Origin of the sequence: Pseudomonas sp. PDM09, from assembly GCF_014852305.1 — a bacterium.
Lineage (GTDB): Bacteria > Pseudomonadota > Gammaproteobacteria > Pseudomonadales > Pseudomonadaceae > Aquipseudomonas.
On sequence record NZ_JACVBI010000002.1, the window covers coordinates 483,221 to 508,320 of the forward strand.

Genomic DNA, 25,100 nt, shown 5'->3' on the forward strand with positions numbered 1-25,100 from the left:
GTTCTTACGCGGCGGGTTTGATGTCTTAGTGGCGCGATGCTGATTTATCGACTGAACTGCTGCTCAGGTTTCAGGAGGAAATCAGATGGCGCGGCTCATTCTCGGTCATACCACCGATACGTCGATTAAAGTCTGGGTACGCGCCAGCGAGCGTTGGCCGGTGGCCTTTGTTGATGTCGTGGATTGCGACAACAACGCGACAGGCCCCACCAAGGTGCTCGATGCCCAGCCAATGGAGTTTTACACGGGCGTTCTGGAGTGGAAAAAGCTCAATCCCGATACGCCTTATACCGTGAAGGTGGCCTTCGGCAAGACCCGCGGTGCGGCAGCCGATGAGCGAGTTCGTGATGCCTATACCGAAGGGCGCTTTCGCACCTTTCCCGCGGTAGAACTGACCGGATCATTCTCTTTCGTGCTCGGCTCCTGCAATTTGCATTCGCTCGGGATACTGGAGAGGCCTGACCGCGCCTGGGTCGAGATTTCTCGGGTGGCCAAAAACAACGACGCACGCTTCATGATTCATTGCGGCGACCAGATTTACTCGGACATCCCGCGCCAGCCCTCCATCGATGTGCAGTTCTTTCGTGACAAGTATCTGGATGCCTGGGAGGACTGTGTGCCCGCGCGCCGGACGCTGACAGAGTTGTCGCATTACATGATTCTTGACGACCATGAACTGATCAACAACTTCGACACGGCCACCGGTTCGTCCACGCAAGCGCTGGCGAACGCCGCCATCAAGGCGTATTGGGAGTTTCAGCATTCGCACAATCCTTCGAGTCGTCATGCCGAGCATCATTACCACTACGAGTTCAACTACGGCGCGGTGAAGTTCTTTGTCATGGACACCCGTTATTACCGCAGCACGGCGCAAAAGTGTTTGCTTGATGAGGTCCAGGAAGACGACCTGTTGCGCTGGCTGTCGCGTTACCGTGATGACCTGAAGTTCGTTGTCACCAGCGTGCCATTCGTGGGAGTGGTGAAAAACTCTGAAGGTGACAAATGGTCGGATCCTGCTTTCGAAGAACAGCGAAGCCGCATCCTTGAGCATGTCCTCGAAAAAAACGTGTCACGCCTGACCTTCCTGACGGGCGACATGCACACCTCTTATCACGCCACGCTTGCGGTTTCGCGCGGTGAGAAAAGCACGGTGATCAATGAGTTGATGTCCAGCCCGATAAACCAGTACACCCCAAACATAAGGCCCGAGCAGATCTACAACATGAACCACTCGCACACCCTGCCTAATGGAATTTCCACGCTGTCGTGTATCGATCCGGATTCCTTTTACGGTAATCACTCGAATGTCATGGTGATCGATGTCGATATGACGTCAGCCAGGCAGACGGTGGGCTATAAGATTTTTCGCACAACAAAAACGGGTGCGGGGCCGAGTGGGAAATTCCATCCCTGAAGGGAAAGGAGAGTTCCATTGTGGTGAGGGGATTCCTATGGGTTTTTCGGGCCTCAGATCAATAGATCGCAGCCTTCGGCAGCTCCTGCGCTGTGGCGTTCGTCCTGGTTCGAGCCATAGGGGCGCAGCGTTAGTATCTTTCCATTTACCTCTCATTCCCTTAGAAAAGAATCGGTCTAAAAAGCCCGACCCAGGCTTCGATCGATTTGCTATTCTGAAGCTGTAGGTGAAGACGCAGACTGATGCGCAAAGGGATAGCGAGGAGGCGTGGGGCGCGCTCCCAAGGGTACACGGTTAGAAAGATCTCCGCGCTGAGATCCAGCCCTTATGCCGTGTGAGGCAGAACAGCCTAAAGTTAAAAATCCTGTTCTGTGAGAGGCCCGATAAACCTTGTAAGCCAGAGACCAGCGCTGGCCACCTACATCGATTTCCAAAGCCCGCCTTGTGCGGGCTTTTTCGTATTTGCGAGTTGGTTAAACCATTTCAGCCACGACGCGTTCTTCGTAGCAGCTGCCGAAGGCTGCGTTCGGCTGCGTAGCAGTCGTAAAATCAGGCACTGCGGTCCGTCAGGCACACTGTGCATTCAGGGTTTACGACTGCTTCGCAGCCGAACGCAGCCTCGCGAGCTCGGCAGCTGCTACAAGCCGAACGCAGCCTCGCGAGCTCGGCAGCTGCTACAAGCCGAACGCAGCCTCGCGAGCTCGGCAGCTGCTACAAGCCGAACGCAGCCTCGCGAGCCGTCAGCTGCTACAAGCCGGACGCAAGCTTCGGCAGCTGCTACAGATCACATTACGATTTAACTCACGGCACTCGCTTTTGCGGTTGGCGCCCGCACATCTGATTCATCACGCTCTGCCTGTCTGACGTGAGCCGAAAACCCAGTCTGATCCGACGCAATCTCCGCACGCAATGTCAGCTGCGGGATGTCATACGCGCCTGCATTCTGTGGCCGGAAAGGAATCGGTGCGGTCCTCCCGAGGTCATCAAGCCGTTGACCGAGCACGTCGCAGGTCGTCGAAAATTTCGCTTCGTCCATTCGGCTGGTGCGATAGATCACGAACGGTGGCAGCACGTCGAAACCGGGGTAAAACAGCACGCCATGCTGAATCGGGAATAACACATCATCGATGGGCCCATTGATGCCCCGAGGGCTGTAATGAGACTCCCATCCACCCGCAGTGACGATCAGCATCGCCCGTTTGCCCGCCAGCGTGCCTTCTCCATAGCGGTTACCCCAGCGCGCATCGGAATGCTCTCCTACGCCATAGGCAAAACCATAGGCATAGACGCGTTCCACCCAGCCTTTGAGGATCGCCGGCATCGAAAACCACCACAGTGGAAACTGCAGAATGACGGCATCGGCCCAGAGCAGTTTTTCCTGTTCGAGGACGATGTCCTGGCTTTGCCGGCCTTCTTCGAAGGCAAGTTTGGAGTCCAGCGAAGGATTGAACCGCGATTCGGCTGGCCGGCCGGGACTGTCATCGGCATCCAGCGAGGCTTTCCAGTCCATCGCGTATAGATCGGAGACTTGCACCTGGTGGTCGTTAGCTTCCAGGCGTTTGACGGCAAAGTCTTTGAGCGAGCCGTTCAATGATTTTGGTTCGGGATGGGCATAAACGAGTAGAACTTTCATGGCTGAGTCTCCGGTGTCAGGAGTCAGCAGAATCGGACGTTACCCGGTATATTGGAAATGAATAACCAATATGCCAGGTATTACCATGAATAATCTGCGACGCCTGGACATCAATCTGTTGCTGACCCTTGATGTCTTGCTCTCGGAACACAACGTGACCCGTGCGGCGCAACGCCTGAGTTTGTCTCAACCGTCGGTGAGTGTTCATCTTGCCAAATTGAGGGACATTTTCGGTGATCCACTGTTATTGCCAGGACCACGGGGCATGCGGCCCACGGCCAGGGCCGATGAGTTGCGCGAGCCGTTGCGTCAGGCCCTGGAAGCCCTGGAGCGCGCCGTGTCGCCCGCCAGTCCTTTCAATCCGGCTGAGGCCCGGCAGACGTGGAATGTCATGGCGTCCGACTACGGTGAGACGACTATCGTTTTACCTGCGTTAGCCGGGCTGCGTTCGGCAGCACCGGGGACGCGTATGGCGGTGTTTGATCTGGTTCCGTCTCAGATCGCCAGGCAAGCGGAGCAGGGAGCAATCGATCTGGCTTTCCACACCAGCGAGGACGCTCCCCCCGGCTTGCGGCGTCGAGCGTTGTTTACCGAACGATATGTTTTGGTAGGGCGTGCCGGCCATCCGCAGTTGAAAAAACGGCCGACACTGGCGCAATTTTGTGAACTCGACCACGTGATCGTGTCACGGGATGGTGGGGCGTTTCAGGGTGTCACCGACCAAGCGCTTTCGGCGGCGGGCATGACGCGCCGGGTGGTGCTTTCAGTCCCGCATTTCCTGTTTGTGCGGTCGGTGGTGGAGAGTACCGATATGGTGGCGATGCTGCCGTCGCGGCTGGTTCGCGATGTGGGGGCGTTGGAAGTGGTCGAGCCACCGCTTGATGTCCCAGGTTACGAGATGTCGATGCTCTGGCCCGAGCGTGTTCATCGCGACCCTGCGCATCAATGGTTGAGGGAGTTCATTGTGAAAGCGTTGTGAGGGGCATCAGTTGACCACAATCCTGTGGGAGCGGGCTTGCCCGCGATGGCGGTTGCACATCCAGCATTGATGTCGTCTGACATACCGCCTTCGCGGGCAAGCCCGCTCCCACAGGTTCTGCGCTGCCATGCCGGTTGTGTTCATTCCGCTGTTTGGCTAATCTCGCATAAACACGCAAAAACAGGCATAACCATGCAGGCTGAGCATTCCATCACCGAACTCCCGCAGTTGCGCCGTCAGAAAATCCTTTTGATCCTCGAACGCGACGGTAAGGTCATGGCCTCCGAGCTGAGCCAGCATTTCACGGTGTCCGAAGACACCATCCGCCGGGATCTGTCGGAGCTGGCTAGCGCCGGGCTGGTGCAGCGGGTGCACGGCGGAGCGCTGCCGCGGCCCAAGGATACGGGCAAGGATTACTTCACCCGGGTTGGCGAAACCGATGAGGTGAAAACCCGTCTGGCCCAACTCGCTGCACGCCGGGTCAAAAACGGCCAGATTGTGATTTTCGATTCCGGCAGCACCACGCTGCAGATCGCGCGCTCGCTGCCCGCTGACATTTCCATCACGGCCATTACCGCGTCGCCGATGATCGCGATCACACTGGCCGAATACAAAGGCATCACGGTGATTGTTGCCGGTGGTCAGCTCAATCCCGCGACGATGTCTTCCGGCGGCCATGAAACCCTGCGGTTGATCGAAGGCATCAAGGCCGATCTGCTGTTCACCGGGGTCTGCGCCATTCATCCGGAAGTCGGCATCAGCTCACTGCATTTCGATGAGGTGCCGGTGAAGCAGGCGATGCTCGCCAGCGCTTCCCATGTGATTGCCGTCACCACCGCGGACAAGCTGGGGGCGGTGGAGCCTTTCGTTGTTGCGCCTTGCAACCGCGTGCATACCCTGATCACCGAACGTCACGTGGCCTCGGGCAATGTCGAGGATTATCAAAAGCTGGGGATCGAGGTGGTGCAGATAGACGCTTGAGCGTCATCGCGCTCAGTGCTGCATGGGTTACGCTGATAGCAACGACGGGAGGAATGCAGCCATGACTGAGCGCCATATGATCCACTCGGAAACGCTATCGAACGGATGCAGCATCGAGGTTAAAGCCGAGATATTGAGAGACGGCTCGCTGAAGATGTTCATGGGTGTCTATTGGCCGGACGGTTCGGCCATCGTTGAGGACAACCACCCGTCGCCGCATCTGCTGGACATGGAAGCGGCGATGGAGTGGGCCATCGAAAAAGCCAAAACCATCGGTAACAGCCAAAGAACGCTGTAAGGCCTGGCGATAACTGAATCATTGAGCATCTGGAAGGTCGTATCTGCGGTTTGCACGCACTTCGATTGAATTCGTGGATAGCGTCAACTCATCCCCGCAGCTCTGACCTTTGCTTTTAGGATGTTCAAATGAAGCGCACCGCGATAATGACCCTGGCCATTGCAGCTACTCTCTTGTTGGGAGGCTGCTTTCCTCACTGGGAAGATGATGACAGGTACGATCGGGATCACCGCCGTGAATACCGTCGCGACCATGACCGAGGCTATGACCAACGTGATGATCGAGGGTATGACCGGGATTACGACCGGCGTGATGATCGCCGTCGTTACCGTGACCGGGACCGCGACGACCGCGACGACGATTGATACTTGCTCGCAAGCCTTCAGAGCGGGCACCACCGCTCTGATCTGCCGTCAGTCATGCGAGGTGTCACCATGGGAGTTCTGCCTGGACGTTTCACTCGGCATGTCAGCCACTGGTTGATCGCGGCGGGTATCGGCCTGACCGCAGTGGTGCTCAATGCACAGGCGCAAACCCCACCTCAAGCCACTCAGGAAATAAACAGCTTGCTGGACTTTGTCGAGCACAGTGAGTGCCGGTTTGTGCGCAACGGGAGCGAATACCCAGGCGCTCAGGCCCGGGCGCATCTGGAAAAGAAGCTTGAGTATCTCGAAGAGAGGGACGAGATCAATAGCGCAGAAGATTTCATCGACCTGGCGGCCACCCAAAGCAGTGTGAGTGGTCTCGCCTATGAAGTGCGCTGTCCGGCAGGGGTACAACCGGCCAGTCTTTGGCTGAAGACTGAGCTACAGAGGCAGCGACAACTTCAATGATCACGTTTGATGGGCTAGCGCAGCAGATGAACCACCAACCCGATCAGCCCGCACCCCATCAGTACTTCGATCACACCCCGCTTGAAGCGGAACAAGGCGATGGCCGCCGCAATGGCGATCAGCGCCGAAGGCCAGTCGAGTTGGCCGCTGAAGCCGTTGGGCCAGAGCACGTGGTAGCCGAAAAAACACGCCAGATTAAGGATCACGCCGACCACCGCCGCGGTAATCGCGGTCAGCGGTGCGGTGAGCCTGAGTTCGTTGTGCGTCGACTCCACCAGCGGACCGCCGGCGAGGATGAACAGGAACGATGGCAGAAAGGTGAACCAGGTCACCAGCGTGGCGGCGAGGGCGCCGGCCAGGAACACATGATCGGGGCCGAACACCTGCTGAACATAGGCGCCGACGAAACCGACGAAGGCCACCACCATGATCAGCGGCCCGGGGGTGGTTTCGCCGAGTGCCAGACCGTCGATCATCTGCGTGGGTGTCAGCCAGCCATAATGGCCGACCGCGCCCTGATACACATAAGGCAACACGGCGTACGCGCCGCCGAATGTCAGCAATGCCGCTTTGGTAAAGAACCAGGCCATCTGGGTCAGGGTGCCTTCCCAGCCGAACAGTGCGGTGAGAATGCCCATCGGCAATACCCACAACGCCGCCCCCACCAGCACCAGACGCAGCAATTTAAAATGGTTGAAACGGGCATGTTCGGGAGGCGGGGTATCGTCATCGATCAAGGCTGGGCCGAAGGATTTTTTCGCAGCACCGTGGCCCCCGGTCTGGAACCTTTCAGGTGCCAGACGTCCGCCGACATAACCGATGATGGCGGCGCCCAGCACAATCAACGGGAAGGGCACATTGAACACGAAGATGGCCGTGAATGAAGCCGCGGCGATGCCCCACAGCCAGTTGTTCTTCAGGGCCCGCGAGCCGATCCGGTGGGCCGCCTGCACCACAATGGCGGTCACGGCAGGCTTGATCCCATAAAAAAGCCCGGCCACCACTGGCACTTCGCCAAAGGCGATGTACACCCAGGACAACGCGATCAGGATGAACAGCGAAGGCAGCACAAACAGCACGCCGGCAATCAGGCCGCCCCACGTGCGGTGCATCAGCCAGCCGATGTAGGTCGCCAACTGCTGAGCCTCAGGCCCAGGCAACAACATGCAGTAGTTGAGGGCATGCAGAAAGCGCCGTTCCGAGATCCAGCGTCGGCGCTCCACCAACTCCTGGTGCATGATCGAGATCTGTCCGGCCGGCCCGCCGAAACTGATAAAGCCGAGTTTCAGCCAGAACAGGAATGCTTCCCGCAGGCTGATGGCCTCAGGCTTCGACAGGTCCTGTTCTACGGTGGAAGAGGGGGCTTTATTCAAATCACGATTCCTTTTTCAACTGTCGATTCAAGCCTTCACGGCGTCCCGAACATCGCCGTCCAGTAAATGCCTGCGTCACTCTTCGGGTCCACCGCATAGGCCGCACCCAGCTCACGAAATTGCGGGTTCATCAGGTTGGCGCAATGGCCCGGGCTGGCCAGCCAGCCATCGACCACTTTGCGCACGGTGTCTTGCCCGGCGGCGATGTTCTCGCCGACCTGTTGGCCCGCATAACCGGCCAGTTCAGCCCGATCACCCGGTGTGCGGCCGTCGCGGTCCTTGTGATCGAAATAGTTATTGTTGGCCATGGCCCGGCTGTGGGTCTCGGCCGCGGAGCCCAGTGTGGCGTTCCAGGCCAGCGGCGCCGTGGCGGCAAAGGCTTGGGTGCCGCACTGGCGCGTCTGAGCGCGGGCGCTATTCATCGCTTCAAGCAGTTTCTGTCCCTCCGCCTGCCAGTCACCCAGACGCCCGGTCAACAGCGGACGCGCCAGTACAATGCGCCATTCACGGCCATCGCGGCTGACGCCGATGTCGACGAATTGCGGGTCCAGCACCACTTGGCAGAAGCTCTCCTGAATCGCCTTCATGGCGGACGGCGCATCACGCGGGCCGGACAGGCTGATCGCCTGCACATTGACCATCGGATACGCCGCACGGGCCAGTGCCTGCTGCAAGTCGCCGATGCTGTTGGCGGACAGGACCAGACGCGGATCGCTCGCCAGTGGTGGCAACTCCGAAGACGCCTGGCCTGCGCAGCGCTGCGCCTGGCTGCGGTAAACGTTGATCGACTCGACCAGCTGCGTTTCATCGGCCGCCGACGCGGCGACGCTGAACATCAGCCCGAATGACAACACGGCGAGATGCAAAATGGATGACAGGCTGCGCATGAAAATCTCCCTTGGACGGACTAGGGGGGCGTTCTCAATTAGTTTCCCCGCCGCGTTGTCGCCTTAAAGCGGGCCAGGCAAGGCGTAGGCCGCTGGGAATGGTTGTTCCCTTTCCAAGGCCTGCAACGCAGGCTGGCCCGCTTTAAGGCACAACCCGAAGGGCCGGGCCTGCTGTTGTGCAGGGCTGCGTTGCTCGAAGCTTATTTGGAATGACCAAACTACGCTTCTCGCGCCTTGCCCTGCACAACAGCAGACCCGGCGCGGCGGGGAAACTAATTGAGAACGCCCCCTTTGCCCATGATGCGCGATTTCCCCCCTGCGCACGCAATGCCTTTTTGCGCCGACATGCATTTATTGTCAGACGGCTGGAATGGCTTGCGACGACTACAATCACAGCAGGTCAGCGCTACAACATCGCCGTTTCATTGCCCAAGCCAGTGTCATCGGAAGGATCGATCATGCGATTAAAATGGGTAGTCACCTGCTTCGCAATCATCCTTCTGTGCGGTCAGGTGTTGGCGACTGAGCAGGAGCAAAAACAGGAAGTAGCCGAAGACAAGGCGCAGGTCCTGGAAGAGAAAGCCGCCGAGAAGGACAGCGAAGTTCCGGTACCCAAGTCCGCAGTCATCACCCCCTCCGAAGCGCAGGCAGTCGATCCGGCAGGCGCAGCCCCTCTGGACGATGCAATCACCTGCTTTGCACGCAGTATCTATTGGGAAGCCAAAGGTGTTGCACCTGCCAACATGGAAGCCGTCGCCAGCGTGGTCATGAACCGGCTCGGCCATGGTGGGTTTCCCGATACGGTGTGCGCCGTGGTCAAGCAAGGCTCTGAAACGGGCTCCTGCCAGTTTTCATGGTGGTGCGACGGCCGTGCAGATCAGGTAAAGGAAGACGACGAATATGCCCTTGCCAAGGAAATCGCGCGCAAGGCACTCAACAAGCAACTCAAGGACCGAACCCATGGTGCCTTGTATTTCCACGACAGAACGGTGAAACCCGCCTGGGCGAAGAAATACACCAGAACGGCTGAGATCGGGAAGTTCCTGTTTTATAAACCTCGTGGCGGGACATCAAAATAGGAGTGAATCGTTTGATGATCATTGGGGGAGGGGGCTATCCGTACAATTTTACGGATTCTTTACGGTCGATATTCTCTCTCGCGACGATACTTGCCGCGTTTTTTTGATCATGAATATGCCTGTATTTTTTCCTGATTCCAGTCAGTTAAGGTTCGCTAAACTGACTGACATTGCAATCCTTCCTCCTTATCGAGAAGTTACCCGTGAGCGAAACAGCGATCCCGGCCCATGAAGAATCCCATTCCAAAACCTCGGGAGTGGGCTTGCTCATCGCCGCGGTGGGCGTGGTTTATGGGGATATCGGCACCAGCCCTCTTTACACCCTCAAGGAAGTGTTCGCCGGTCACTACGGAGTCCAGGCCAATCACGACGGTGTACTGGGCGTTCTGTCGTTGATCTTCTGGTCACTGATCTGGGTCGTCTCGATCAAGTACGTGCTGTTTATCCTTCGTGCCGACAACCAGGGCGAAGGGGGCATCATGGCCTTGACGGCACTGGCACGTCGGGCTGCGGCGCCGTACCCCAAAATGAGCAGGGTGCTGGTGTTGCTTGGCCTGTTTGGCGCGGCACTTTTTTACGGGGACAGCATGATCACCCCCGCCATCTCGGTGCTCTCTGCAGTTGAAGGGTTACAGCTTGCGTTCGATGGCATTGAGCATTGGGTGGTTCCGCTGTCCGTGGTCGTCCTGGTAGCACTGTTCCTGATACAGAAACATGGCACGGCTCGTATCGGCATCCTGTTCGGCCCGGTCATGGTGCTGTGGTTTGTGGTGTTGGGCACACTTGGCATTTACGGCATCCTGCAACGGCCGGAAGTTCTGCAAGCGCTGAACCCTGCATGGGCGGTGAAATTTTTCGTGGTCCATCCGGGCATTGGCGTCGCCATTCTGGGCGCCGTCGTGTTGGCATTGACCGGTGCCGAAGCACTGTATGCCGATATGGGTCATTTTGGTCGTAAACCCATTGCCCGAGCCTGGTTCATCCTGGTGCTCCCCGGCCTGGTACTCAACTATTTTGGCCAGGGCGCGCTGATCCTCGGCAACCCTGAAGCGGTACGTAATCCGTTCTATTTATTGGCACCTGACTGGGCGTTGCTGCCGATGGTCGCGCTCTCGACACTGGCCACCATCATTGCCTCCCAAGCCGTGATTTCCGGGGCGTTCTCACTGACTCGCCAGGCCATTCAGCTGGGTTACGTGCCTCGTATGTTTATCCAGCACACCTCCAGTCAGGAGCAGGGGCAGATTTACATCGGCATGGTGAACTGGGCGCTGATGGTCGGCGTCGTGTTGCTGGTCATCGGTTTTGAATCGTCCAGTGCACTGGCGGCGGCTTATGGTGTGGCGGTGACGGGGACCATGCTGATTACCACCATTCTGTCCTCGGCTGTTGTATTGCTGCTTTGGAAAACACCTCGTTGGCTGGCTATTCCGATGCTCTTGGGTTTTCTCTTGGTGGACAGTCTGTACTTCGCCGCCAACGCTCCGAAGATCTTCCAGGGTGGTGCGTTCCCGGTGATTGCCGGTATTGCCCTGTTCATCTTGATGACCACCTGGAAACGGGGCCGAAAGATCATTGTCGAGCGGCTGGACGAAACCTCGCTGCCGCTGCCGTTGTTCATCAGCAGCATCGGCTCGCAACCCCCCCATCGTGTGCAGGGTACCGCGGTATTTCTGACGGCCAGGGCGGATGCGGTCCCTCATGCCCTCTTGCACAACCTGTTGCATAACCAGGTGCTGCACGAGCAGGTGGTGTTGCTTACCGTGGTATCTGAAGACAGTCCGCGTGTGCCGGCGGACCGGCGATTCGAAGTCGAGGCTTATGGTGAAGGATTCTTTCGAGTGAGTCTGCACTTTGGTTTTATCGAGGAGCCCGACGTCCCTCTGGCGTTGAGCCTATGCCATTTGAAAGAGCTGGATTTCAGCCCGATGCGCACCACGTATTTCCTCAGCCGGGAGACTGTCATCCCGACCAAGCGTATTGGCATGGCCCGTTGGCGCGAAAGCCTGTTCGCGTTCTTGCTGAAGAACGCCAACAGCAACCTCAAATACTTCAAGTTGCCGCTCAATCGCGTGATCGAGCTGGGCACGCAGGTTGAGATGTAGACGCGATTCATCTCTGTGGGAGCGAGCCTGCTCGCGATTGCATTCAGCCATTCCAGGTAATGTTGGCTGATCCACCGCTATCGCGAGCAGGCTCGCTCCCACAGGTTTTGCACTTCTACTGTTTGGAAGCCTTTAGCCTTGAAGCGCTTCCATCAGCACTTGCACCAACTGCCCACCTTGCGGCGTAGCCCAGCTTCCGGCGAGTTCTGCAATCAGCTGGTTGGTGGTCGTCAGCGTCACGCCACCTTTATCCATCCGCCGCAGGGCGATGTCATCGGCCATGACGCTCGGTGAGCCGCCGCCATCGGCCACCACCTGAACTTCATACCCCTCGCGCACCAGACTCAGCGCCGGATAGACCGTGCAGACGTCATTGGTGACACCGGCAATGATGAGTTTTTTACGGCCCGTGGCTTTGACGGCAGCGGCGAAGTGTTCATCGTCCATCGCGTTGACGATACCCAGGCGTTTGACGCGGGAAGCGAATTCGGCGGGCAGGATCTGCTCCAGCTCACTGAGCAGCGGCCCCTGAGCGTATTCCTCCATGCTGGAGGTCAGGACCACCGGAAGCTTCAGAATGCTCGCCGCTTTGGCGAGCATCAGCGCATTGCGTTTCAGCTCTTCGAGCGGAATGGATTTCACCCACCCCATCGTCCCCACCTGGTGATCGATCAACAGCAGGGCGGCATTGTCGGCACTGAATTTTTCGTACGTCATGATAATTCTCCTGGCAGTAAGGTTGGGGCATGCGTGGGAATGGCAGTTTCCTCAGGCGCTCTGTGCCGGACTCATGGCCGGGTAATCGATATACCCCTGCGCGCCCGGTGCGTAGAACGTGTCTTTGTCCGGCACATTCAGCTCGGCGCCTGTACGAAAACGCTCGGGCAGGTCGGGGTTGGCGAGGAATGCGCTGCCAAACACCACCGCGTCGGCCCGGCCCTCAGCGATCAGGGCCTCGGCGGCGTTTTGATCGAGTCCGCCACCGATCAGGTAGCTGCCATCGAACAGTGGGCGCAACAAGGCGTGGTAGTCGACGCTGGCGCCGAACAGGGCAACGTGCAGATAAGCGAGATTCAGCCCACGCAATTGCTCGACCAGCCAGGTGTAGGTTTCTTGCGGGTTGGCATCGACGATGTCGTTGAAGTTCATTTCAGGGGAGAGCTTGATGCCGACGCGATCACTGCCAATTTCCGTCGCCATGGCGTTCAACACCTCCAGTACAAAACGAGCACGGTTTTCAACCGATCCACCGTACTCATCCGTGCGCTGATTGCTGCCCGTCGAGAGAAACTGTTCAGGCAGATACCCCGAAGCGGCATGCAGCTCGACACCGTCGAAACCGGCCTCGATGGCCAGGCGTGCGGCCTGACGGTAACCCTCGATGATCGCGGCAATCTCGACCACGGTCAGCGCATGTGGGGTGACGAAATCCTGAAGGCCTGTGGCTGTCCAGGTCTGGCCGGCAGGTTTGATCGCCGAAGGTGCCTGTGGCAGGGCGCCGTCAGGCAACAGCGAAGGGTGCGATATGCGTCCGCAGTGCATCAGCTGCATGAAGATCCGTCCACCGCGAGCCTGTACGGCTTCGGTCACTTGCTTCCAGGCGGCCACTTGCTCGGCGGTTTCGATACCGGGAGTACGCACGTAACCCTTGCCAAGGGCCACAGGGAACACCCCTTCAGAGATGATCAACCCGGCACCGGCGCGCTGCGTGTAGTAGGTCGGGACCAGCTCGGTAGGCACCCCGTAATCATCGGAACGCGAACGGGTCATCGGGGCCATGACCATGCGGTTGGTCAGTGTATGGCGACCGATCTGGACCTGAGAAAAAAGCGAATGCATTGCGGTACTCCTCGGTAAACGATGTGGCTATCATTGATCAATCCGAATCCGGGATAAACCGGGTAAAACTGAATTGACTGATCCACTGATGGAGCAATGACATTGGAGTTTCTCAACGACATGGCGTTGTTCGTCGAGGTCGTGAAGGCGCGCAGTTTCCGCCGGGCGGCAGAGGCGATGGGGATGCCGAACTCGACGCTGTCGCGCCGGATAAGTGGCCTCGAGAAGGAAATCGGGCTAAGGCTTTTGCATCGCACCACGCGCAAGATCGAGCTGACCGAGGCGGGGCAGTTGTACTTCGATCGCTGCAAACGCATCGTCGACGAAGCCCGACTTGCGCACGAGCAGCTCGGCGAAATGCTTGCCCGACCCAGCGGTGTGCTGCGGGCCTCGCTCCCGGTGGATTTCGCCAATATCTATCTGGCACCGCTGATCGCGGAGTTTGCCCGGTTGTATCCCGGTATCAGCTTCGAGTTCGATCTGACCCCGCGTCAGGTCGATCTGGTGAGTGAGCCGGTTGATGTGGTCATTCGCATGGGCGAACCCGCGAGTTCGAACCTGATCGCCCGTAAGCTCGCCAGTTTGCGCCGCGGCCTGTATGCCTCACCCCGTTATCTCGAACTGTATGGTGATCCGATTCATCCCTCGGACCTGACCTGGCACGAATGCCTGCGTATGCGCGGCACGCGCGCTGACCGCTGGATACTCTCCAGCAGTGAAGGGGAAGGGGAAATGGAGGTTGAGGTTGGAGGTCGATTCGAACTCAACAGCGTGGGAATGATTCGACGTCTGGCGACGCTGGATCTGGGTATCGCGTTATTGGGGGAAGGTATCGTTGCGCAAGACCTCGCCGATGGCACGCTGCGCAGAGTCTTGCCGCAGTGGCAGGCTTCACCCGTCTCGGTTTACGCCCTCACCGAGACGCGGCTGTTGCCGGCGAAAACCCAGCGATTTATCGAGTTTCTGCGTGAGCGGCTTCAGGATGCGTAGCGTTCCGGGCAGTTCATGGAGTGGGCTCTTGCTCTAATCTCATGCAAAATCACGGGTACAACGTGCTCACAGCGTATTGATCGCAGGTTAAGCACGTATTGTGAGTAATCGACCGCGCTAATGCAGTGCAACGAGAACCACTGTGAAAACCCATTTTGAGATAAGTGATGTCTTTGAGCCCAACATCCAGTCACCCATCACCCGCCGGCGGTAATAGCATGATCGAGGTCACCGAGGTTTCCATTTCCCAACTGCGTGCTGCGCTCGAATCGAGCCAGACGACGGCGGTTGAGCTGGTCCAGGCCTATCTCGCCAGGATCGATGCCTACGACGGCCCCGACACGCCCACCGCCCTCAACGCAGTGGTGGTTCGCAACCCCGATGCGCTCAAGGAAGCGCAGGCATCCGATGCCCGTCGGGCCAAGGGCGAATCGCTGGGGCCGCTCGATGGCATTCCCTATACGGCCAAGGACAGTTATCTGGTGAAAGGGCTCACCGCAGCCTCCGGAAGTCCCGCGTTCGCGAACCTGATTGCTTATCGCGATGCGTTCACCATCGAACGGCTTCGTGCCGCTGGCGCAATTTGCCTGGGCAAGACCAATATGCCGCCCATGGCCAACGGCGGCATGCAGCGCGGGGTGTATGGCCGGGCTGAGAGCCCGTACAACGCTGGCTATCTCACCGCACCCTTCGCCTCGGGCTCATCGAACGGTGCCGGTACTGCAACTGCCGCCAGCTTCGCTGCGTTCGGCCTCGCTGAAGAAACCTGGTCGAGCGGACGTGGCCCGGCGTCTAACAATGGTTTGTGTGCCTATACGCCTTCGCGCGGAGTGATCTCGGTGCGCGGGAATTGGCCGTTGACGCCGACCATGGACGTTGTCGTGCCGTTTGCCAGAACCATGGCCGACCTGCTCGAAGTGCTCGACGTGGTGGTGGCGGACGATCCCGACACACGAGGCGATCTGTGGCGGATGCAACCCTGGGTGCCTATTCCAAGTGTCGCCTCGGTGCGTCCCGCTTCCTATGGGTCGCTTGCCGCCAATACCGATGCCCTCGCTGGCAAACGCTTCGGCGTTCCTCGTATGTACATCAACGCGGATCCCGAAGCGGGTACGAGCGATGCGCCGGGTATCGGTGGTCCGACGGGGCAGCGAATCAACACCCGTCCTTCCGTGATCGGGCTCTGGGAGGAGGCACGCAAGGCACTCGAAGCCTTTGGGGCCGAAGTGATCGAGGTCGATTTCCCGCTGGTTTCCAATTGCGAGGGTGATCGTCCCGGTGCGCCAACGGTGTTTAACCGGGGCCTGGTTTCCAAAGAGTTCCTTCACCATGAGTTGTGGGATCTGACGGCCTGGGCGTTCGACGATTTTCTGCGGGCCAACGGCGATCCAGAACTCAATCGCCTGGTCGATGTGAACGGACCGCTGATTTTCCCGCACGACCCGGGGACGCTGCCCAATCGTGAGGGCGACCTTGCCGCTGGCATGGACGAGTATGTGCGGATGGCCGAGCGCGGCATCACGCCTTGGGACCAGATCCCCACGGTGCCGGACGGGCTACGCGGCCTTGAGCAGACGCGCCGTATCGATCTTGAGGACTGGATGGATCGGTTGGGGCTCGACGCAGTGATCTTCCCGACGGTGGCCGACGTTGGGCCGGCGAATGCCGATGTCGATCCGAAGTCTGCGGACATCGCGTGGAGTAACGGTGTCTGGGTCGCCAACGGCAATCTCGCCATCCGCCACCTGGGTGTTCCCACGGTCACGGTGCCGATGGGAATCATGCCGGACATCGGCATGCCCGTCGGGCTGACCTTCGCCGGTCGGGCCTATGACGATTCGACGCTGCTGCGCTTGGCTTCGGCGTTTGAGTCGACGGGGACGAAGCGATTGATCCCGCCGCGAACCCCACCGTTGTCGGGTGGTCAGAACTAGGAAGGGCGGGATTGGCGCACGGCACACGCGTCAATCCCGCCCGGTAACGGTAAGCCAGGGCAGTCTGGCTGTACTCAAATCGTCGCTCGCAAAAATAGTGTGCAGCGCAGCCGATGTGTATTCCCGGCAAAGGTGCAGTGTCTTGTCTTTCTAACGCAGTCCTGTCCAGGTTGAGAGGTGGATTTCATGAACAACATCATCTACATCGTCGGGGTAGTTGTGATCGTCGTGGTTATCCTGTCGTTCCTCGGGTTTGCATAGGCTCCAAGACCCCGCAAAAGCCAGTTTCCCTGGCAGCCGTCCCGATGCGCTCGGCTATCGGCCCAGCAGAGGTGCCAGCAGTGCGCACATGCTGCGCCAGTGCGAACCCTCCCAGTAAACCCGTTGGCAGGCGTCGCAGCGCAGGAAGTGCGAATAGAGGGCGCCAACGCGGGGCGGCACCTGCAACCGGGCCACTTCCGGGCTGATCTCGTGCAGCGGCAGATTGCAATGCAGGCACAGGCTGAATGGCCGCGCAGTACGCGCCAGGTCGAGGCGCTCGTACAATTCGCGCAGCTGCAGCGACGGTTTCAGGGCATGCACGTAACAGCCGTGGCTGATGATCCGCCGCTTGAGCAGTTCGCGGTCGCGGGTTAGCACGATGCGTCCTTGCTGCGCGGCGATCTCGGCGATCTCGCCGTCCTCGAAGCCATTGTCGTAGAGGGTGTCGAAGCCGCTCATGCGCAGCAGGTTGGCCAGCCCGCCAAGGTGCGCATCAGCGATAAAGCGCAGCACCCGTAAAGGTTGCGCACGAACCTTGAGCAGCGGGCTGATGTCCAGCGCTTCGAATTTGGGATACACCGCCAGCCGGTCATTGTCGAAAATCACCCGCTCCAGGCCCACCGACTCGCCGTTGAGCAGCACCAGCTCGACCTCGGTGTGCGGAATTCCGAGCGCTTCGATCATGTGCTTGACCGTCGCCCCGCGTGCGCACTCGCAGGTGAAGGACTGCCGCCGCCGGTCGGCCGGCAGGAAATCGTTGAGCTCCTCGTAGAAGCGGAAGGTTGCACGGGTCATGTTGAACAGTATGGCAGGGCTGCAGCGCGGGTTAACCTTTCAAAGCCGCTTCAATCGCAGCGATGTCGATCTTGCCCATCCCCATCATGGCGTCGAACGCACGCTTGGCCGCCGCTCGATCAGGATTGGCTATCGCGGCGGTCAGCACGCGTGGAGTGATCTGCCACGACAGTCCCCACTTGTCCTTGCACCAGCCGCATACATTTTCCTGGCCGCCGTTTCCGACGATCGCGTTCCACAAGCGGTCGGTTTCGGTCTGGTCGTCGGTCGCAACCTGGAATGAGAAAGCCTCGTTATGCTTGATCTCCGGCCCGCCGTTCAGCCCCAGACAAGGGATACCCATCACCGTGAACTCCACCGTCAGGACATCGCCCTGTTTACCCGCCGGATAGTCGCCAGGTGCGCGAAGGACAGCGCCCACGGCGCTGTCCGGGAACGTCTCGGCGTAGAACGTCGCGGCATCCAGCGCGGTGCCGTCGTACCAGAGACAGATCGTGTTCTTGCTGATCATCTTGGTTCTCCAGAATTGGCGTGTTATTCAGTGCCCTCGGTCATGACCGACGGGTGTTTGTTCAGACGATTGACCGCGAACAGAATGGACCGTTTCGATGACGCTCTATTAATTTTTGCACTCCGACAACACCACCTGGCAGGTATTGGGCGTACCACCGGATCGGCCGGCATAGCGGATGCAATTATCCATGGATTTTTTGCGAGCCATGCTCAAGGTATCGCCCCAAGCCAGGCCGCCCTCGCCGGCAGTGGGTATCGCTTTTGCGTAGCAGTTTGAGCCTGTATTTGAGGCTGAATAGTGAGCCGTGGAAGCTTTGCCTGCACATCCCGCCATCAGCGCCAGGTTGATTGCGAGCAGGGAGGGCAGGACCCATGACGAACACTGGCGCGCTGTTTTTCCGGTCATCCCGTTTCCCCTGAGGCTAGAGGCGTGTTTGTGCTGGTGCTCTACTCAGATTAGTCGACCCATGGCCGTGGCTTCGCTACTATTTTCACAGTTTGCAAAGTCACAACCCTCGCTTGATCAGAGGAGATGCAGCATGGACCGATTCACCGGCGGTTGCCTGTGCGGCAACGTCCGGATCGAGGCGTCGGGACTCCCCTACCGGGTCGGTCTTTGTCACTGTCTCGATTGCCGCAAACATCATGGGGCTCTGTTTCACGCCTGCGCGATATTCCCTCAGGACGCGGTGACGATCGAGGGCGAAACACGCGACTACGCCGGACGGTTTTTCTGTCCTCGCTGCGGCTCCTCCGTTTTCGCCCGCACCGGCGACGAAATCGAAGTGAACCTGGGATCCCTGGATGCCCCTGACCAACTGACACCTACCTACGAAAGCTGGATCGTGCGTCGCGAATCCTGGTTGCCGCCGTTTCCGCTCACGCGACGATACGAGCGCGATCGTGACGCCACGGGGCGCTTTGAGGAGTAGGTCGCATGTACGGTGCGAAGACGCCGAGAACGGACACCACCGTGTGGCCGAAGGCAAACGGCAGATCGAGTTGACCACTCCATCAACCAGATTCCGGGCACCATCCGCGCCATCGCCGAGCAGACCAATCTGCTGGCGCTGAACGCGGCGATCGAGGCTGCCAGGGCAGGGGTTTTGCCGTGGTCGCGGATGAGGTCAGGGCCCTGGCCACGTTGTCTCCAGTTGTCTCCAGTTGTCAGGAGAAGTCAGTAGCTCCTCTCCTGGCAAAACTCACCCGTCCTGCAACAGTTCCAGGGCACGATCAAAGTCGAACAGCTGCACCTGCTCCGCGACCAGAACCAGGCGTTTGGCCAAGGCGCGATCGAGTGACAGATTGCGCAGTTCGGTAAGCGCTTCCATGGCCGCCGTGTCACTTTCGGCCAAAAGACCTTTGAGCCTGTTCAGTTGCTCGTTCAACTTGGGGCCATCCTGCAAGCCAATGCTCATCGCTGCCGGAGCTTCTGCGGTCAGGTGAGCCAGGGCGGCCAAGGTCGGCAGCAGGCACTTCTCGACTTCAGCTGCCAGCGCTTGCACCACCGCAGCGGGCTCGCCGTTCTGGCAGGCCTGCTCCAGCGCAGCAGCAGCCTGCGCCACGGCCTTGGCGCCGATATTGCCGGCCGTGCCGCGCAGGCTGTGAGCCACTCGTCCGGCCGCGCCAGCATCCGGGTCGGCCAGCGCGGCCTGGAATTGCTCGGCAAAGCCTGTGTGAGAGTCGCGAAACTTGCAGAGCAGGCGAAGATAGAGTTCTCGCCGGCCCATGCAGGTGGCTAGGCCGGCAACCATATCAATGTCCGCAAGGCGATCCGGCAACCCATCCGGCAGGCCTGCATTTGGCGATGATGGTGCTGCCTGGGCAGCGGTCTGTGGCCTGATCCATTTTGCCAGTGTGGCGAACATGTCATCGACATCGAGTGGCTTGGATATATGGTCGTTCATGCCACTGCTCAGGGCTCGCTCGCGGTCACCGTCCATGGCGTTGGCAGTCATGGCGATCACCGGCAAAGCGTTAAAGCGCGGCTGCTGGCGAATCTGCTGGGTGGCGGTGTAGCCGTCCATCACCGGCATTTGGCAATCCATCAGCACGCCGTCGAAGTTGCCATCCTCGGCCAGGATGTCCAGAGCCTCTTGGCCGTGCCTGGCCAGTCGCAGCCGTATTCCGACACCCTCCAGCAGCTCGCAGGCCAGTTCCTGATTCAGCTCGTTATCTTCCACCAGCAGCAGCCGGGCTCCATTCAGGCTGGCTACGGTGCTGGCATTCTGTTGGGAGCGTTCGCCGGCCCGAGTATCGCCCTGCGGGCCTTTGCCCAGCACTACACCGATGGCTTCAAGCAAAGAGGACGGTGTTACTGGCTTGGTCAGCACCACCGGTAACTGGATGCCCTGGCGCTCGGCTTCCTCACGCGCCTCTTCGCGGCCGAAGGCGGTGACCATGATGACCGACGGCGTATGCATCAGGCTGGCGGAATGCATTCTGCTCACGGTTTCAACGCCATCCATGCCGGGCATCCGCCAATCCATCAGCACCAGATCGTAAGGCAACGCCTTATGCTCGGCGTCGGCCAACATGCGCAGCGCCAGACTACCGTTATGCGCGACATCCACCTCCAGGCCAAAGCTGCGCGCCATGCCCGAGAGGATTTCACGGGCACTGGCGTTGTCGTCCACGACCAGCACCCGCATACCCAGCAGTTCATCGGCCTTGAACATACGACGCGGCTGAACGCCTTGCTGCACGCCGAGGCGCACCTGGAAATGGAACGTGGAGCCGACTCCCGGCTCGCTCTCAACCCAAATGTGGCCGTCCATCAGCTCCACCAATTTCTTCGAGATGGACAAACCCAGCCCAGTGCCGCCGTATTTGCGCGTGGTCGAGCTGTCGGCCTGGCTAAACGACTGAAACAGGCGTGAACATTGCTCGGCGGTCATGCCGATGCCCGTGTCGCGTACCCAGAAATGCAGTTGCACGCGATCGTCCTGGGCGCCAACTTCTTCCATGCCGACCACAATTTCGCCGCGTTCGGTGAACTTGGCAGCGTTGTTGCCCAAGTTGATCAGCACTTGCCCCAGACGCAAGGGGTCTCCGAGCAATGCAGTGGGTAGATCGGGCGGGGTCTGGAACAACAATTCCAGGCCCTTGTCCTCGGTCTTCAGACCAATCATGGCGGCGAAGCTGTCGAGTACGTCCTCCAGGCGGAAAGGCGTCTGTTCGAGGCTCATCCTGCCGGCCTCGATCTTGGAAAAATCGAGGATGTCGTTGATGATCCCCAGCAGGTTCTCCGCCGAGCGGTGCACCTTTTCAATGTAGTTGCGCTGACGACTATCCAGATCGGTACGCAGCGCCAAGTGGCTCATGCCGATGATGGCGTTCATGGGCGTGCGGATCTCGTGGCTCATGTTGGCGAGGAACTCGCTCTTGGCCTGGGTCGCGTCCTCGGCCGCTGCCCTCGCCTCTGCCAGTGCAGTCACGTCGATGTTGATGCCGGTTGCGCGCAAGGGCTTGCCGTCAGGTGTACGTGAGAAGCGGGTGAGCGATTTGAATGTGCGCACCCGCCCATCGTTTTGCCGCACGATGCGGAAATCGAACTCGGCACGATCATCATCACTTTGGACTGCGCGCTCGAACGTGCTACTGGCACGCGCCATGTCATCCGGATGCACCAGCGCCTTCCAGTGCTCCAGAGTGCCACCGAATTCGCCAGGCTCAAGCCCGAACAGCGTTTCGAGCTGTGGCGTCCAATAGTTTTTGCCGCTGATCAGATCAACGTCGAACAAACCGATGTCGCCGGCCTCCTGCGCCAGGTTCAGGCGATCGCTGGCAATACGCAACTTGGCCTCCATCGCCCTGCGCTCGCTCACGTCGCGCACCGAGGCACAAACGCAGACGCCACGTCCCTCCAGGCGGGGCAGATGGGACAGGCCAATTTCCACGGAGAACAGGCTACCGTCCTTGCGCACGCCGCTCAGATCATCCAGGTCGCCGCCCATCTGCCGGGTGCCGCCGCTAGCAATGAACCCGTCGCGTAACTTGACATGCCGCTCGCGGGCAGCCTGCGGCACCAGACGCTCGATGCTGGCACCGATCAGTTCGCCCTGTTCATAGCCAAACAGCGTGTCCATTTGCGGATTGGTCATCAGGATGCGGCCGTCGGCCCCCAGCACCAGCATACCGTCCGGTGCCGCCTCGATAATGCCGCGGTACCAGGCCTCGGTGGCGCACAGTGCTGCCTGCTGGGCCTCCAGTTCCCTGGCCTGGCATTCCAGTTGCAAGGTTTGGGCACCCATCTCGTCAGCCTGGCGGCGAGTTTCCTGCAGCAGCGCCTGGGCCGCCTCGCTGCGTTCCATAATGGCCATGGCACCGGCCAACCTTGGTAGCACTTCCTGCAGCAGCAACGCCTCGTTCTCTTCCAGGGAGCGAAAGCCGGCCATTTCCATAACCCCCAGCAGACGCTCGCCACGCAGTACGGGCTGAACCAGCAGATGGCTGGCGGGGGCTTCGCCCAACTGTGTGCGCACACGCCAGAACTGCTCGGGCAGATCCTTGAGCTGGCGGGGTTGGCGATCCAGCGCACACTGGCCAAGTAGCCCTTCACCGAGCTCGAGTTCAGCGCGCAGTGGCCGCTCACTGTCCACCGCATAACCACCCAGCAATTGCAGGCGTGGCGCGCCTTCATAAAGCACGTACAGCGCCCCTTGGCACATGCCCAGCTGTGGCGCGATGCGGCCAAAAAAAACCTGGGCCAACTGTTGCGGCGTCTCTGCCTGTTGCAGATCCACTTGCAGGAGCGAGGCGTGGGCTTTGACCCAGCGCTGGCGCTCAAGTTGGCAAGCCTCCAGTTGCAACGTAGCGATGGCGCGCGCCAGGTCGCCGGTTTCGTTGCGAAGGTCGGTGTGAGGGATCTGACCGTCCAATTTGCCAGATGCCAGCTCGTCAACCGCCGCGCGTACGCGATTCAGCGGCACGCGGATGGAGTGACTGACCAGCCAGGTCAACAGCAAGGCCAGCGTCGATCCGCCCAGCAGCAACACATAAGTGATCGTGCTGCTGTGCTGGGCGTACTCGGCCAGATTTTTCGCCGTATCGTAGATATCGGCTTCCTTGTTTTTCTCTATCTGCAGAAGCAGCTCTTCGCTTTCCTGCTCCCGCGCGAGAAATTCCTTGCTGTTGAGTAACATCAGCGCCTGACCCAGGGAGCCCTTGCCAGCCAGTTCCAGCGCTTCATCGCCATTTTTCTGCAGGCGCTGCAAGACCACCTCAAACTCCAGCAAGCTGTTGAGGCTGCTCTGTCGCCGCAGCGTTGGGCGAACCTGCTCCAGGGCCTCGTGCAGACGCTCCTGGGCGACGTCCATCTGGGCCCTGGCGCTGATGCGGATGTCCGCGTTGCTGGTAGCGACGGCGCGTTGCAGTGCCAGCAACAGATGCGGCAGCTGCACCCGAACCTCCTGCACATGCTGGATACCGACCAGATCCTGTTGGTACAACTGCTGCATTTCGTACCTGAGTGAATACTGGGTGCGTAGGCTTTGCACGCCCAGCATCAGGATCAATATCAGCAACGCAGCGAAGCCGATGATCAATTTACTGCGCAGGGACAGGCGCTCGAGCAGCTCGAACAGTCTGTTCATATACCGCCTCGTTTAGCGTGGTGTGCAGAATGATGCTAAGGCTCAGGGCTGGTCAGCGATCTGCTCGAGTAGGGCTAACTGCTTGGCCATGTCCTGATCGCTGTCGGCGAACCGCTCGGCAATTTCCCGGAACCGTTCGGCATTGGCCAGAAAGGTATCGCAGATGTCTGGGTCGAAATGCGAACCCCGGCCTTCGCGCATAATGTCCACCGCCTGCTCATGGGGCATACCGGGTTTGTACACGCGGCGGCTGATCAGCGCATCGTAGACATCCGCCACGGCCATCAAACGGGCACTGATGGGGATGTCGTCGGTGGCCACCCCTTGCGGATAGCCACTGCCATCCCATTTTTCCTGGTGGCCATAAGCGATTTCCTTGGCCAGATGAAGGAAGTCGACGCCTATCCCTAATTGATCCTCGGCGTGTTGGATGGCATCGCGCCCCAACGTCGTGTGGGTCTTCATGATCTCGAACTCTTCCGGAGTGAGACGTCCCGGCTTGAGCAGGATGCGATCGGGAATGCCGATCTTGCCGATATCGTGCAGCGGTGCCGACTTGAACAGCAGCTTGATGGTTTCCTCGTCGAGGAAGTGGCGGAAGCGAGGATGCTCGCGCAGTAGCTCGGCCAGCAGTTTGATGTAGTGCTGGGTACGGCGAATGTGGTTGCCGGTTTCGTTGTCGCGGGTTTCGGCCAGCGATGCCATGGCGTGGATGGTGACGTCCTGGATTGCAGTCACCTCGCGGGTGCGGCGCTGCACCTCCTGCTCCAGAAATTCGTTCTTGTCACGCAGGAAGTCCGCAGCCGCCTTGACCTTGATCTGGGTCGCGACCCTGGCCATGAGCACCGGGGGGATGATCGGTTTGGTGATGTAGTCCGCGGCGCCCAGGCTCAAGCCGCGAATCTCGTCCTCTGTGGCAGCCATGGAGGTCAGGAAAATGATCGGAATGTGGCGTGTGCGGGGGTCAAGCTGGAGCTGCCCGGCAACGTCATAGCCGGACAGGCCCGGCATCATGATGTCCAGCAGGATCAGGTCGGGAAGTGGGTCGCTCTGGAGAAGACGCAACGCTTTCTCGCCGCTGTTGGCTGCCTTGACTCGATAGCTGTCCTTGAGTAACTCGGCGATCAACATCAGGTTGTCGGGGGTGTCGTCGACCACCAGAACGGTGGCTGATGGATAAACGCTCTGCATGCTATCCATAGATGTTGGCTCCCTAGCCTGACAATTAAGGAGAGGCCGTACTTACGCCATTCCCTTGCTGGCAAGCGTAGCTAGGAAAATCTGCAATCGCTAGGAGAAAGTCGGAGGCTTGTGGGTGTCCGTTTCTGGCCGATTTCTGCCTGTTGCGACTGACCGAAATCGGACCCAAAGCAGGCAGTGGCTTTCGTCGAGCCAGAGTCCGAATACGATGAGGTTGAGATTCCCCGCGGCCATTGGTCGCCTCCGGGTAAATGCCGAATCTGGTTTCCTGATCGCCCGCCTGGGCATCAGTCCGCACTCGGCAGCTGCAAAAAGCTGCAATATCAGGTTCCGTCAGAAGCCTGCCTGGTGCACGGTTGTACTTCTGGCCGGTTAGCGACGGTCCAGCTTCG

21 protein-coding genes and 1 pseudogene are annotated in these 25,100 nt (G+C 59.4%); 12 read left to right on the plus strand and 10 right to left on the minus strand.

The genetic code is table 11. The features are described from left to right. Positions 1-85: 85 nt before the first annotated feature. Complete coding sequence (locus IB250_RS06910; protein WP_192343531.1) at positions 86-1,414, plus strand: alkaline phosphatase D family protein; 1,329 nt, start codon at positions 86-88, stop codon at positions 1,412-1,414. Positions 1,415-2,210: 796 nt separating this feature from the next. Here the strand turns inward: IB250_RS06910 and IB250_RS06915 are convergent. Beyond that, positions 2,211-3,047, minus strand: a complete 837-nt coding sequence (locus IB250_RS06915) for an NAD(P)H-dependent oxidoreductase (protein ID WP_192343532.1) — start codon at positions 3,045-3,047, stop codon at positions 2,211-2,213. A gap of 85 nt (positions 3,048-3,132) precedes the next feature. On the opposite strand from IB250_RS06915, the gene IB250_RS06920 reads away from it, so the two are divergent. The 5 genes from IB250_RS06920 (at position 3,133) to IB250_RS06940 (ending at position 6,138) form a co-directional block, all read left to right on the plus strand. Continuing rightward, positions 3,133-4,026 (plus strand): LysR family transcriptional regulator, encoded by an 894-nt coding sequence (locus IB250_RS06920; RefSeq protein WP_192343533.1) that lies wholly within the window; start codon positions 3,133-3,135, stop codon positions 4,024-4,026. A gap of 192 nt (positions 4,027-4,218) precedes the next feature. Continuing rightward, entirely contained in the window at positions 4,219-5,007 is a 789-nt protein-coding gene (locus IB250_RS06925; RefSeq protein WP_192343534.1) for a DeoR/GlpR family DNA-binding transcription regulator, read from the plus strand. A gap of 61 nt (positions 5,008-5,068) precedes the next feature. Next, entirely contained in the window at positions 5,069-5,305 is a 237-nt protein-coding gene (locus IB250_RS06930; protein ID WP_008006271.1) for a hypothetical protein, read from the plus strand. Between the two features lie 128 nt (positions 5,306-5,433). After that, entirely contained in the window at positions 5,434-5,670 is a 237-nt protein-coding gene (locus tag IB250_RS29020; protein WP_371317129.1) for a hypothetical protein, read from the plus strand. Positions 5,671-5,739: 69 nt separating this feature from the next. Further along, complete coding sequence (locus IB250_RS06940; protein WP_192343536.1) at positions 5,740-6,138, plus strand: DUF5329 domain-containing protein; 399 nt, start codon at positions 5,740-5,742, stop codon at positions 6,136-6,138. A 14-nt stretch (positions 6,139-6,152) separates the two neighbouring features. On the opposite strand, the gene chrA is transcribed toward IB250_RS06940, so the two are convergent. Further along, positions 6,153-7,511 (minus strand): chromate efflux transporter, encoded by a 1,359-nt coding sequence (gene chrA, locus IB250_RS06945; RefSeq protein ID WP_192343537.1) that lies wholly within the window; start codon positions 7,509-7,511, stop codon positions 6,153-6,155. Positions 7,512-7,546: 35 nt separating this feature from the next. Continuing rightward, on the minus strand, positions 7,547-8,398 hold the full coding sequence (locus IB250_RS06950; protein ID WP_192343538.1) for a CAP domain-containing protein: 852 nt from the start codon (positions 8,396-8,398) through the stop codon (positions 7,547-7,549). 458 nt (positions 8,399-8,856) lie between these two features. Here IB250_RS06950 and IB250_RS06955 point away from each other — a divergent pair, with 458 nt between their 5' ends. Both IB250_RS06955 and IB250_RS06960 read left to right on the plus strand, forming a co-directional pair. Then, the gene (locus IB250_RS06955) at positions 8,857-9,477 is read left to right on the plus strand and encodes a cell wall hydrolase (protein WP_192343801.1); all 621 of its coding nucleotides are present in this window, start codon (positions 8,857-8,859) and stop codon (positions 9,475-9,477) included. 203 nt (positions 9,478-9,680) lie between these two features. Then, entirely contained in the window at positions 9,681-11,582 is a 1,902-nt protein-coding gene (locus tag IB250_RS06960) for a potassium transporter Kup (RefSeq protein WP_192343539.1), read from the plus strand. Positions 11,583-11,714: 132 nt separating this feature from the next. Here IB250_RS06960 and IB250_RS06965 read toward each other — a convergent pair whose 3' ends face one another. Together IB250_RS06965 and IB250_RS06970 are read right to left on the minus strand one after the other, a co-directional pair. After that, the gene (locus IB250_RS06965) at positions 11,715-12,299 is read right to left on the minus strand and encodes an isochorismatase family protein (protein WP_192343540.1); all 585 of its coding nucleotides are present in this window, start codon (positions 12,297-12,299) and stop codon (positions 11,715-11,717) included. Between the two features lie 51 nt (positions 12,300-12,350). Continuing rightward, positions 12,351-13,421: an alkene reductase gene (locus IB250_RS06970; RefSeq protein WP_192343541.1), complete on the minus strand. Its 1,071-nt coding sequence runs from the start codon at positions 13,419-13,421 to the stop codon at positions 12,351-12,353. A gap of 102 nt (positions 13,422-13,523) precedes the next feature. Here IB250_RS06970 and IB250_RS06975 point away from each other — a divergent pair, with 102 nt between their 5' ends. Together IB250_RS06975 and IB250_RS06980 are read left to right on the plus strand one after the other, a co-directional pair. After that, positions 13,524-14,411, plus strand: a complete 888-nt coding sequence (locus IB250_RS06975) for a LysR family transcriptional regulator (RefSeq protein ID WP_192343802.1) — start codon at positions 13,524-13,526, stop codon at positions 14,409-14,411. A 218-nt stretch (positions 14,412-14,629) separates the two neighbouring features. After that, the gene (locus IB250_RS06980) at positions 14,630-16,345 is read left to right on the plus strand and encodes an amidase (protein ID WP_192343542.1); all 1,716 of its coding nucleotides are present in this window, start codon (positions 14,630-14,632) and stop codon (positions 16,343-16,345) included. A gap of 315 nt (positions 16,346-16,660) precedes the next feature. Here IB250_RS06980 and IB250_RS06985 read toward each other — a convergent pair whose 3' ends face one another. The 3 genes from IB250_RS06985 to IB250_RS06995 form a co-directional block, all read right to left on the minus strand. After that, positions 16,661-17,401: a Mut7-C RNAse domain-containing protein gene (locus tag IB250_RS06985; protein WP_192343543.1), complete on the minus strand. Its 741-nt coding sequence runs from the start codon at positions 17,399-17,401 to the stop codon at positions 16,661-16,663. Positions 17,402-17,432: 31 nt separating this feature from the next. Further along, a complete protein-coding gene (locus tag IB250_RS06990) occupies positions 17,433-17,912 on the minus strand; it encodes a VOC family protein (RefSeq protein WP_192343544.1) in 480 nt (159 codons plus the stop codon). A gap of 108 nt (positions 17,913-18,020) precedes the next feature. After that, entirely contained in the window at positions 18,021-18,320 is a 300-nt protein-coding gene (locus IB250_RS06995) for a hypothetical protein (protein ID WP_123495335.1), read from the minus strand. A gap of 133 nt (positions 18,321-18,453) precedes the next feature. Here IB250_RS06995 and IB250_RS07000 point away from each other — a divergent pair, with 133 nt between their 5' ends. Further along, entirely contained in the window at positions 18,454-18,846 is a 393-nt protein-coding gene (locus IB250_RS07000; RefSeq protein ID WP_192343545.1) for a GFA family protein, read from the plus strand. Between the two features lie 102 nt (positions 18,847-18,948). Beyond that, positions 18,949-19,055: pseudogene (locus IB250_RS07005) on the plus strand (methyl-accepting chemotaxis protein); the annotation flags it as partial. Between the two features lie 61 nt (positions 19,056-19,116). Here the strand turns inward: IB250_RS07005 and IB250_RS07010 are convergent. Further along, positions 19,117-23,508: a response regulator gene (locus IB250_RS07010; protein ID WP_192343546.1), complete on the minus strand. Its 4,392-nt coding sequence runs from the start codon at positions 23,506-23,508 to the stop codon at positions 19,117-19,119. A gap of 42 nt (positions 23,509-23,550) precedes the next feature. Beyond that, on the minus strand, positions 23,551-24,708 hold the full coding sequence (locus IB250_RS07015) for a two-component system response regulator (protein ID WP_192343547.1): 1,158 nt from the start codon (positions 24,706-24,708) through the stop codon (positions 23,551-23,553). Positions 24,709-25,100 lie beyond the last annotated feature (392 nt).